10 protein-coding genes are annotated in these 10,130 nt (G+C 67.7%); 4 read left to right on the top strand and 6 right to left on the bottom strand.

What is annotated here, in order from left to right:
• Positions 1-270: 270 nt before the first annotated feature.
• Entirely contained in the window at positions 271-1,749 is a 1,479-nt protein-coding gene (gene dnaB / locus ACIQFU_RS38350; protein WP_402557999.1) for a replicative DNA helicase, read from the bottom strand.
• Between the two features lie 459 nt (positions 1,750-2,208).
• On the opposite strand from dnaB, the gene ACIQFU_RS38345 reads away from it, so the two are divergent.
• Entirely contained in the window at positions 2,209-3,546 is a 1,338-nt protein-coding gene (locus ACIQFU_RS38345) for an MATE family efflux transporter (protein ID WP_402557997.1), read from the top strand.
• Positions 3,547-3,677: 131 nt separating this feature from the next.
• On the opposite strand, the gene rplI is transcribed toward ACIQFU_RS38345, so the two are convergent.
• The 4 genes from rplI to rpsF form a co-directional block, all read right to left on the bottom strand.
• Positions 3,678-4,124, bottom strand: coding sequence for a 50S ribosomal protein L9 (rplI, locus tag ACIQFU_RS38340; RefSeq protein ID WP_003975023.1), 447 nt, complete (start codon positions 4,122-4,124; stop codon positions 3,678-3,680).
• A gap of 18 nt (positions 4,125-4,142) precedes the next feature.
• Positions 4,143-4,379, bottom strand: coding sequence for a 30S ribosomal protein S18 (gene rpsR / locus ACIQFU_RS38335; RefSeq protein ID WP_003949403.1), 237 nt, complete (start codon positions 4,377-4,379; stop codon positions 4,143-4,145).
• Between the two features lie 46 nt (positions 4,380-4,425).
• Positions 4,426-5,016 carry a single-stranded DNA-binding protein gene (locus tag ACIQFU_RS38330; RefSeq protein ID WP_402557995.1) on the bottom strand — a complete coding sequence of 197 codons (591 nt, stop codon included), beginning with the start codon at positions 5,014-5,016 and terminating at the stop codon, positions 4,426-4,428.
• A gap of 80 nt (positions 5,017-5,096) precedes the next feature.
• Positions 5,097-5,387, bottom strand: coding sequence for a 30S ribosomal protein S6 (rpsF, locus tag ACIQFU_RS38325; protein WP_019324683.1), 291 nt, complete (start codon positions 5,385-5,387; stop codon positions 5,097-5,099).
• A 275-nt stretch (positions 5,388-5,662) separates the two neighbouring features.
• Between rpsF and ACIQFU_RS38320 the strand changes: the two genes are divergently transcribed.
• From ACIQFU_RS38320 to ACIQFU_RS38310, 3 genes are all read left to right on the top strand, one after another.
• Positions 5,663-5,968 carry a hypothetical protein gene (locus tag ACIQFU_RS38320; RefSeq protein ID WP_402557994.1) on the top strand — a complete coding sequence of 102 codons (306 nt, stop codon included), beginning with the start codon at positions 5,663-5,665 and terminating at the stop codon, positions 5,966-5,968.
• A 138-nt stretch (positions 5,969-6,106) separates the two neighbouring features.
• The gene (gene femX, locus ACIQFU_RS38315; RefSeq protein WP_402557993.1) at positions 6,107-7,228 is read left to right on the top strand and encodes a peptidoglycan bridge formation glycyltransferase FemX; all 1,122 of its coding nucleotides are present in this window, start codon (positions 6,107-6,109) and stop codon (positions 7,226-7,228) included.
• A gap of 61 nt (positions 7,229-7,289) precedes the next feature.
• Complete coding sequence (locus ACIQFU_RS38310; RefSeq protein ID WP_402557991.1) at positions 7,290-8,321, top strand: alanine racemase; 1,032 nt, start codon at positions 7,290-7,292, stop codon at positions 8,319-8,321.
• 85 nt (positions 8,322-8,406) lie between these two features.
• Here the strand turns inward: ACIQFU_RS38310 and ACIQFU_RS38305 are convergent, their stop codons facing one another.
• On the bottom strand, positions 8,407-9,915 hold the full coding sequence (locus tag ACIQFU_RS38305; protein ID WP_402557989.1) for a glycosyltransferase family 87 protein: 1,509 nt from the start codon (positions 9,913-9,915) through the stop codon (positions 8,407-8,409).
• Between the last annotated feature and the right edge of the window lie 215 nt (positions 9,916-10,130).

Raw genomic sequence — 10,130 nt, 5'->3', positions numbered from 1 at the left:
TTCGAAAGCTCAACAGCTCCGGGCTCAGCTACGTTCTCACTGGTCATCGATGCATCCTCCATGATCGGGAGTTACACCGAACGATTTACAGTCCCGCCCGTGTAGCCAAGGTGTCAGCGTTCGCTCCCCGCATGGAGAGGTCGCCCCTTACGCCACTCAGAAGAGTGAACGATCCGAGCTGCGAGTCTCATGATGGCTGCATAAATGCCATCCATATGCAGCGGGCGCTGAGATTATGAAGCTGGATTTGAGACCCTACAGGTCGGCCGGTCAGGTCTGTGCCATGTCCACGAAGCGTGAGTAGTGGCCCTGGAAGGCGACCGTGATCGTCGCCGTCGGGCCGTTACGGTGCTTGGCCACGATCAGGTCCGCCTCGCCCGCGCGGGGCGACTCCTTCTCGTAGGCGTCCTCGCGGTGCAGCAGGATGACCATGTCGGCGTCCTGCTCGATCGAACCGGACTCACGCAGGTCGGAGACCATGGGCTTCTTGTCGGTGCGCTGCTCGGGACCACGGTTCAGCTGGGAGAGCGCGATGACCGGGAGCTCGAGCTCCTTCGCCAGGAGCTTGAGGTTACGGGACATGTCGGAGACCTCCTGCTGCCGGCTCTCGGCGCGCTTGGAGCCGCCGGACTGCATCAGCTGGAGGTAGTCGATGACGACCAGCTTGAGGTCGTTGCGCTGTTTGAGGCGACGGCACTTGGCGCGGATCTCCATCATCGACAGGTTCGGGGAGTCGTCGATGTAGAGCGGGGCCGCCGACACGTCGGGCATCCGACGCGCCAGCCGGGTCCAGTCGTCGTCCGTCATCGTGCCCGACCGCATGTGGTGCAGCGCGACACGGGCCTCGGCGGACAGCAGGCGCATCGCGATCTCGTTGCGCCCCATTTCGAGCGAGAAGATGACGCTCGGCAGATTGTTCTTGATCGAGGCGGCCCGCGCGAAGTCCAGCGCGAGGGTCGACTTGCCCATCGCGGGACGAGCGGCGATGACGACCATCTGACCGGGGTGCAGGCCGTTGGTCAGCGAGTCGAAGTCGGTGAAACCCGTCGGCACACCGGTCATCTCGCCGCTGCGCGACCCGATCGCCTCGATCTCGTCGAGTGCGCCTTCCATGATGTCGCCGAGCGGCAGGTAGTCCTCGCTGGTGCGCTGCTCGGTGACGGCGTAGATCTCGGCCTGGGCGCGGTTGACGATCTCGTCGACGTCGTCGTCTGCCGCGTATCCCATCTGGGTGATCCGGGTGCCGGCCTCCACCAGGCGGCGCAGGACCGCCCGCTCGTGGACGATCTCCGCGTAGTACGCGGCGTTCGCGGCCGTCGGCACGGTCTGCACGAGGGTGTGCAGATACGAGGCGCCGCCGACCTTGTTGATCTCACCGCGCTTGGTGAGCTCGGCGGCGATCGTGATCGGGTCGGCAGGCTCGCCCTTGGCGTAGACGTCCAGGACGGCCTGGTAGACCATCTCGTGGGCCGGCTTGTAGAAGTCGTGGCCCTTGAGGATCTCGACGACGTCGGCGATGGCGTCCTTGGACAGGAGCATTCCGCCGAGCACGGACTGCTCGGCATCCAGGTCCTGCGGCGGTACCCGCTCGAACGCCGTACCGCCACTGTCCCACGCGCCGTTGTCCGAGCCGCGCTCGTGCTGCTCGTCTCGGCCGCGGCCACCCTCACCGCGGCGGCGGGAGGCAGGCAGACGATCACTGGGGCCGCTGTCGGCCCACGGGTCGTCCAAGGGCTCGGAAATGCTCACCGAGCCACCTCCTCCCGTCCGCCGAGCGGACCTCGCCGTGCCTCTCATTTCTACGGCACGGCACTGACAAATAAGACGCCCAACTCCGGTCCTGGCGCGTCGGTTTTGTGATGGTTCACCGGCCGACGGGCGGAGCAGGCGCCGGATAACCGTAGGCCCGCGGGCACCGTCAGCCAATCTGGTTATCCACAGGCCATGTGGACGACTGGCCAGATGCTGTGGAGAACTCCGCAAAACCTGTGCACGACCCGGTGGACAGCCCTGTGAACAAGCCCGCACCTCAACCGGGGAAGCATCGCTGACCTGCATGTTTACCGTCCACCGCCTGTGCAGGAGAAAAACTTGCCCGGTCGGACCAAGATCGGTTCGACCCGTACCCAGAAGTGCACGGGGCGAGACCGGCCGTAAGGGTCGACACTGCTTTGCATCTCTTACCTGTGGACGATTAGATTAGTGCTCATGACACAGGCCCCTGCGCGCACCCGGTCCGCCCGGCGCCGGCACGATCGAGAGATCGTCGCGCTGGCCGTCCCGGCCTTCGGCGCGCTCGTCGCCGAGCCCCTTTTCGTCATGGCCGACAGCGCCATCGTCGGCCATCTGGGAACCGCTCAGCTCGCTGGACTCGGCATCGCCTCGGCCCTGCTCACCACGGCCGTCAGCGTCTTCGTCTTCCTCGCCTACGCCACCACGGCAGCCGTTTCCCGTCGCGTCGGCGCCGGTGACCTGCAAGCGGCGATCCGCCAGGGCATGGACGGCATCTGGCTGGCACTGCTGCTCGGCGCCGCCGTCATAGCCGTCGTTCTGCCCACGGCCCCCTCCCTCGTGGAACTCTTCGGCGCATCCGAGACCGCAGCACCCTATGCCATCACCTATCTGCGGATTTCCTCGCTCGGCATCCCCGCCATGCTCGTCGTGCTGGCCTCGACCGGTGTCCTCAGGGGACTGCAGAACACCCGGACCCCGCTCTACGTGGCCGTGGCCGGCTTCATCGCCAACGCCGTTCTCAATGTCGTACTCGTCTACGGCGCCGGACTCGGTATCGCCGGCTCCGCATGGGGCACCGTCATCGCCCAGTTCGGCATGGCCGGGGTCTATCTGTGGGTGGTCATTCACGGAGCCCGACGGCATGGTGCCTCCCTGCGGCCCGACCTCGCCGGCATCAGGGCCTCCGCTCAGGCCGGAATGCCGCTTCTCGTACGCACACTCTCACTGCGGGCGATTCTTATGATCGCCACGGCCGTGGCGGCCCGCCTCGGCGACGCCGACATCGCCGCGCATCAGATCGTGCTGTCCCTGTGGAGCCTGCTCGCCTTCGCCCTCGACGCCATCGCCATCGCCGGGCAGGCCATCATCGGGCGGTACCTGGGAGCGGATGACGCCCGGGGTGCGCGCGACGCCTGTCGCAGGATGGTGGAGTGGGGCATCGCGGTCGGGATCGTGCTGGGCCTGCTCGTGGTGCTGTCGCGCCCGGTGTTCCTGCCGCTGTTCACCGGCGACTCCATGGTCAAGGACACTGCGCTGCCCGCGCTGGTGATCGTGGCCGTCGCGCAACCGATCTGCGGGGTGGTCTATGTCCTGGACGGTGTCCTCATGGGCGCGGGCGACGGGCCATACCTTGCCTGGGCCATGCTGCTGACCCTGGCGGTCTTCACTCCTGCGGCGCTTCTCGTCCCGACGCTCGGCGGTGGGCTCACCGCCCTGTGGGCGGCCATGACGCTGATGATGGCGATGCGCCTGGTGACGCTGTGGCTGCGGACACGTTCGGGACGCTGGATCGTCACGGGTGCCACGCGCTGACTGTTTCACGTGAAACGCGACGTTCCACGTGAAACGTGGCTACCACCACGATTGGGCGCCCGGTCACGAAGAAGGGCCGCATTCCCTGACGGGAGATGCGGCCCTTCTCATCGCTTCAGCGAGAGCAGCGCTCAGGCAGCGACGACCTCGATGCTGACCTTGGCGTCAACCTCGGGGTGCAGACGCACGGACGTCTCGTGGGCGCCCAGGGTCTTGATGGGGGAGCCCAGCTCGATGCGGCGCTTGTCGACCTCGGGGCCACCGGCAGCCTTGATCGCCGAAGCGACGTCGGCCGGGGTGACGGAGCCGAAGAGACGACCGGCGTCGCCGGAGCGAACGGCCAGACGGACCTTCACACCCTCGAGCTGGGCCTTCACCTGGTTGGCCTGCTCGATGGTCTGGATCTCGTGGATCTTGCGAGCACGACGGATCTGCTCGACGTCCTTCTCGCCACCCTTGGTCCAGCGGATCGCGAACTTCCGCGGGATCAGGTAGTTGCGAGCGTAACCGTCCTTGACGTCGACGACGTCGCCCGCGGCACCGAGGCCGGAGACCTCGTGGGTGAGGATGATCTTCATGTTTCGGTCACCCTTCCCTTATCGCGCGGTGGAGGTGTAGGGCAGCAGCGCCATCTCACGGCTGTTCTTCACGGCCGTGGCGACGTCACGCTGGTGCTGGGTGCAGTTGCCGGTCACGCGGCGGGCACGGATCTTGCCGCGGTCGGAAATGAACTTCCGCAGCATGTTCGTGTCCTTGTAGTCCACGTACGTGACCTTGTCCTTGCAGAACGCGCAGACCTTCTTCTTCGGCTTGCGCACAGGCGGCTTAGCCATGATGTCTCTCCTGTGTGATCAAGAAGTGTGGGTAGAGCCCGTCCCCTTAGAAGGGGGGCTCGTCCGAGTAGCCGCCACCGCCGCCGGAGCCACCGCCCCAGCCGCCGCCACCCTGGCCGCCACCACCCTGCTGGCCACCGGCGGGAGCGCCGGTCGCCCAGGGGTCGTCGGCGGGAGCGCCGCCGCCCTGCTGGCCGCCACCGGGGCCGCCGCCCCAGCCGCCGCCACCCTGGCCGCCGCCACCACCGCCGTAGCCGCCCTGGCCACCGCGGCCCGAGGTCTTGGTGACCTTGGCCGTGGCGTTGCGGAGGCTGGCGCCGACCTCGTCGACGTCCAGCTCGTAGACCGTGCGCTTGACGCCCTCACGGTCCTCGTAGGACCGCTGCTTCAGCCGGCCCTGCACGATGACGCGCATGCCTCGCTGGAGCGACTCGGCGACGTTCTCCGCCGCCTGACGCCAGACCGAGCAGGTGAGGAAGAGGCTTTCGCCGTCCTTCCACTCGTTCGTCTGGCGGTCGAAGGTGCGGGGAGTCGACGCGACGCGGAACTTCGCGACGGCCGCACCGGACGGGGTGAAGCGCAGCTCGGGGTCGTCGACAAGATTGCCGACGACCGTGATGACGGTCTCGCCTGCCATGGGGAACCTCTCGGCGGGTTTGCTGCTCTGGCTGCTTGGTTGCTGCTACTCGGATCCCGGGATCAGCTGAGCGGGAAGGCTCAGTGGGTCTCGGGACGGAGGACCTTGGTCCGGAGGACCGACTCGTTCAGGTTCATCTGGCGGTCGAGCTCCTTGACGACCGCAGGCTCGGCCTGCAGGTCGATGACCGAGTAGATGCCCTCGGGCTTCTTCTTGATCTCGTACGAGAGACGACGACGGCCCCAGGTGTCGACCTTCTCGACCTTTCCGCCGCCGTCACGGACGACAGAGAGGAAGTTCTCGATCAGCGGGGAGACAGAGCGCTCCTCGAGATCGGGGTCGAGGATGACCATCACCTCGTAGTGACGCATGTGGAACCCACCTCCTTTGGACTCAGCGGCCACGGTCGTTCCGTGGCAGGAGGGTTGCGATGCGTCCGCACCGGCATCAACGAGTAAACCAGGACCCACTGACAATCGGGCCTCCTCCGAGGAGGTGGCCCGGTCGTGGCCGGCTGCAGACACCGGTGCGGAGGGTACAGCGTACCCGCCTGTCGCCTTGCGGTTGAAATCCGGCTCCGAGGGGACACAATCGGTAGTCAGGGATGTGAGGGCGAAAACACACTGCCTTCGGCAGGAGGTTCTCCATGGCACAGATCATGCGACCCGCCAAGCCCCGGACCGGCTTGCTGGCCACCGACGGCAGACCGCACCCCCTCCAGGACGCGCTGCTGGCCGTGACCCTGGTCCTCGGCGTGCTCGCCCTCGCCACCGCGAGCTTCCGGGGGCTGCACGTCCTCACCTCCTGGGCGGGCCTGCTCGGTGTACTGACCGGCGGATACGGCCAGTACGTGTCCGAGACGACACGGGAGCGCTTCGGCCTGGTGCTGGGACTCGGCGCCAGCGCACTCGGCCTGTTCTTCGGCATCTACCACGGCGGGCTCGTCGGCTGATCCCCGCCGCCCGGCCGCCCGCCGGGCAACCCCTTCCTGCCGTACGCCGGACGGGGCGCTCACAGGGCGCAGTAGGCTTCGCGCGAGAGCCGGAGCCCCTGTACCCATGGGGACACACCAGCCCGAGGAGCGCCCCGAATGAGCCTGACCCTGAGGACCATCAGCCGCGAGCAGCATCTGGCGTACATCCAGAGCCTGCCGGCGGCGAGTCACATGCAGGTCCCGGCATGGGCGGACGTCAAGGCGGAATGGCGCTCGGAGAACCTCGGCTGGTTCGACGACCGGACCGGTGAGCTGGTCGGCGTGGGTCTCGTCCTCTACCGGCAGCTGCCCAAGATCAAGCGTTATCTCGCCTATCTCCCCGAGGGCCCGGTCATCAACTGGTACGCGCCGAACCTCCAGGAGTGGATGGAGCCGATGCTGGCGCACCTCAAGCAGCAGGGCGCCTTCTCCGTGAAGATGGGCCCGCCGGTGATCATCCGGCGCTGGGACGCGACGTCCATCAAGAAGGGCATCCAGGACCCCGACGTCAAGCGCCTGCGGGACATAGAGGCGGACCACATCGAGCCGCGCGCCTTCGAGGTGGCCGACAAGCTGCGCCGCATGGGCTGGCAGCAGGGCGAGGACGGCGGCGCCGGCTTCGGTGACGTGCAGCCCCGCTACGTCTTCCAGGTGCCGCTGGCCAACCGCTCCCTGGAAGAGGTCCACAAGAACTTCAACCAGCTGTGGCGCCGCAACATCAAGAAGGCCGAGAAGGCCGGCGTCGAGGTCGTCCAGGGCGGCTACCACGACCTCGAGGAGTGGCAGCGCCTGTACGAGATCACGGCCGTGCGCGACCACTTCCGGCCGCGCCCCGTGTCGTACTTCCAGCGCATGTGGGCGGCCCTCAACAACGAGGACCCCAACCGCATGCGGCTGTACTTCGCCCGGCACAACGGGGTGAACCTGTCGGCGGCGACCATGCTGGTCGTCGGCGGGCACGTCTGGTACTCCTACGGTGCCTCCGACAACATCGGCCGCGAGGTCCGGCCGTCGAACGCCATGCAGTGGGCCATGCTCCGCGACTCCTACGCACTTGGCGCCACCGTGTACGACCTGCGCGGCATCTCCGACTCCCTGGACGAGAGCGACCACCTCTTCGGCCTGATCCAGTTCAAGGTGGGCACGGGCGGTCAGGCGGCCGAGTACCTCGGCGAGTGGGACTTCCCGCTGAACAAGCTGCTTCACAAGGCGCTCGACATCTACATGTCGCGCCGCTGACCGCACAGCCCCTCCCCGATCCGCACCTCTGACAGCCACGAGAAAGGTTCCAGGTCCGGCCATGGCGCTCACGCTCTACGTCGACACCGCGCGCTGGCGGGCGCACCACAAGCACGTGCAGGAGCAGTTCCCCGGGCTGGTCCCGGTCTGCAAGGGCAACGGCTACGGATTCGGTCACGAGCGGCTGGCGGAGGAGGCCACCCGGCTGGGCTCGGACGTACTGGCCGTCGGCACCACCTACGAGGCCGCCCGCATCAAGGACTTCTTCGGCGGTGACCTGCTGGTCCTCACGCCGTACCGGCGCGGTGAGGAGCCCGTGCCGCTGCCCGACCGGGTCGTGCGTTCGGTGTCGTCCATCGACGGCGTGTACGGCCTGGTGGGCGCGCGCGTGGTCATCGAGGTGATGTCCTCGATGAAGCGACACGGCATCAGCGAGCAGGACCTGCCGCAGCTGCACGCCGCCATAGAGAACGTCCGGCTCGAGGGCTTCGCCATTCACCTGCCGCTGGACCGCACCGACGGCTCGGACGCCGTCGAGGAGGTCATCGGCTGGATGGACCGGCTGCGCGCGGCCCGGCTGCCGCTGCACACCATGTTCGTCAGCCACCTCAAGGCCGACGAGCTGGCCCGCCTCCAGCAGCAGTTCCCGCAGACCCGTTTCCGAGCCCGGATCGGCACCCGGCTCTGGCTGGGCGACCACGAGGCCACCGAGTACCGCGGAGCGGTCCTGGACGTCGCCCGCGTCGCCAAGGGCGAGCGCTTCGGCTACCGGCAGCAGAAGGCCGCCTCCGACGGTTTCCTGGTGGTCGTGGCGGGCGGCACGTCGCACGGGGTGGGTCTGGAGGCGCCGAAGGCGCTGCACGGCGTCATGCCGCGCGCCAAGGGTGTCGCCCGGGCCGGTCTCGCCACGGTCAACCGGAACCTCTCGCCGTTCGTCTGGAGCGGCAAGCAGCGCTGGTTCGCGGAGCCGCCGCACATGCAGGTGTCGATCCTGTTCGTGCCCTCGGACGCGGCGGAGCCCAAGGTGGGTGACGAGCTGGTGGCCCATCTGCGGCACACCACCACGCAGTTCGACCGCATCCTCGACCGCTAGCGAGCGGGCCCTGACGGCGCGGAAGGCCGTACCCGACGTCGTGGTGATTCCCGCGATCGTCGTGTACGGCCTTCCGCGCGTTCGCTCAGAGCGAACCATCCGGCTGCCGGCTCTTGCCCCAGTGCACGGGTGGCCCATCGACGTGGGCCGCGGGCAGCTCGGTACGAGCCGCGGGGCCCAGGACGAAGACGTCCTGCGCGCCGTCCAGCACACCGCCCGACGGGTCGTCGTCGCCCGTCCGCCGGACCGGGTCCCGGTCCGGCATCAGGATGTCGCGCACGACCATGGCGCAGAAGAACAGCGTTCCCAGCAGGTGCAGGCCGATGGCCCAGTGGTAGCCGTCCGTCGGCAGCCCCTTGTGGGAGTCACCGCTGGTCGTGTACGCGAGGTACATCCAGATGCCGAGGAAATACGCCACCTCGCACGCTTGCCAGATGAGGAAGTCCCGCCATTTCGGCCGCGCCAGTGCGGCCAGCGGCACCAGCCAGAGCACGTACTGCGGTGAGTAGACCTTGTTGGTGAGGATGAACACCGCGACGATCAGGAAAGCGAGCTGGGCGAACCGCGGTCGCCGGGGGGCGGTCAGCGTGAGCGCCGCGACGGCACCGCAGCACAGCAGCATCAGAAGCGTGGCCAGGGTGTTGACCGTCTCGGTGCTGAGCGGGTTGTCGGAGTTCTGGGTCAGGATCAGCCAGAAGGACCCGAAGTCCACTCCCCGCTCCTGGCTGAACGTGTAGAACTTCGACCAGCCGTCGAAGGCCCAGAGCATCACCGGCAGGTTCACCACGAGCCAGGCGACGACCGCGCCGCCCAGTGCTGTTCCGAAAGCCCGCCATTTGCCCGCACGCCAGCACAGGACGAGGAGCGGACCGAGGATCAGGAAGGGGTAGAGCTTGGCGGCCGTTGCCAGGCCCAGCAGCACGCCGAAGGCCAGCGGACGCTGCCTGGACCACATCAGGAGGGCTGCGGCCATCAGGGCGACCGCCAGCAGGTCCCAGTTGACGGTGGCGGTCAGCGCGAAGGCAGGGGCCAGAGCGACCAGCAGGCCGTCCCAGGGACGCCGGGTGTGGGTGCGGGTCACGCAGACCGCGATGACGGCCGCACAGACCATGAGCATCCCGGCGTTGACCATCCAGTACCACTGCTCCTGGTCCTGGATGGTGCCGCCGCCCGGCGTGAGCCAGGACGCGACCTCCATGAAGAGGCCGGTCAGCACGGGGTACTCCAGGTACTCCATGTCGCCGGGGAGCTTGTCGAAGTACGGCACGAGCCCGTCGACGAACCCGCGCCCCTGGTAGAGATGCGGGATGTCCGAGTAGCACGCGTGGGTGTACTGGGAGCTGGCCCCGAAGAACCAGGCGCCGTTGTAGCAGGGGGCTTTCTGGACCAGTCCGAGGGCGAACATGCCGATCGCGACGAGTGCGATCACCCGCACAGGGGTCCACCAGGACCGGCCGAGCAGGGCACGTCGGCCCATCGGGCCGCCGATCAGCTCGCTGCCGGCCGCGGCGACCGTGTCCTGACTGGTCGGCCGCACGGGGTCCGGCTCGTGCACGCTTGCTGGCGTCGATTCTGCACTGGGCATGTGGCACATCCTGCCGTACGCACCCGGGGAAACGCCGGGGCCGCCGCACCCTGGTGGATGCGGCGGCCCCTGTTTCACGTGAAACTTGTGGGTGTTTCACGTGAAACACCCATGCTTGCGGCTCTATGGCTAGGCAGTTTCGTTTGGATCAGTCGGTCGTTGGTCCGGGTGTGCCGTTGACTGACGCGCAGTGGGCGCGGATCGAGCCGTTACTCCCGGACCGG

Origin of the sequence: Streptomyces sp. NPDC093065 (genome assembly GCF_044754585.1) — a bacterium.
In the GTDB taxonomy this organism is placed as follows: domain Bacteria; phylum Actinomycetota; class Actinomycetes; order Streptomycetales; family Streptomycetaceae; genus Streptomyces.
Note: the sequence above shows the minus strand (reverse complement) of the source record. Positions and strands in the feature narration are given on the sequence as shown.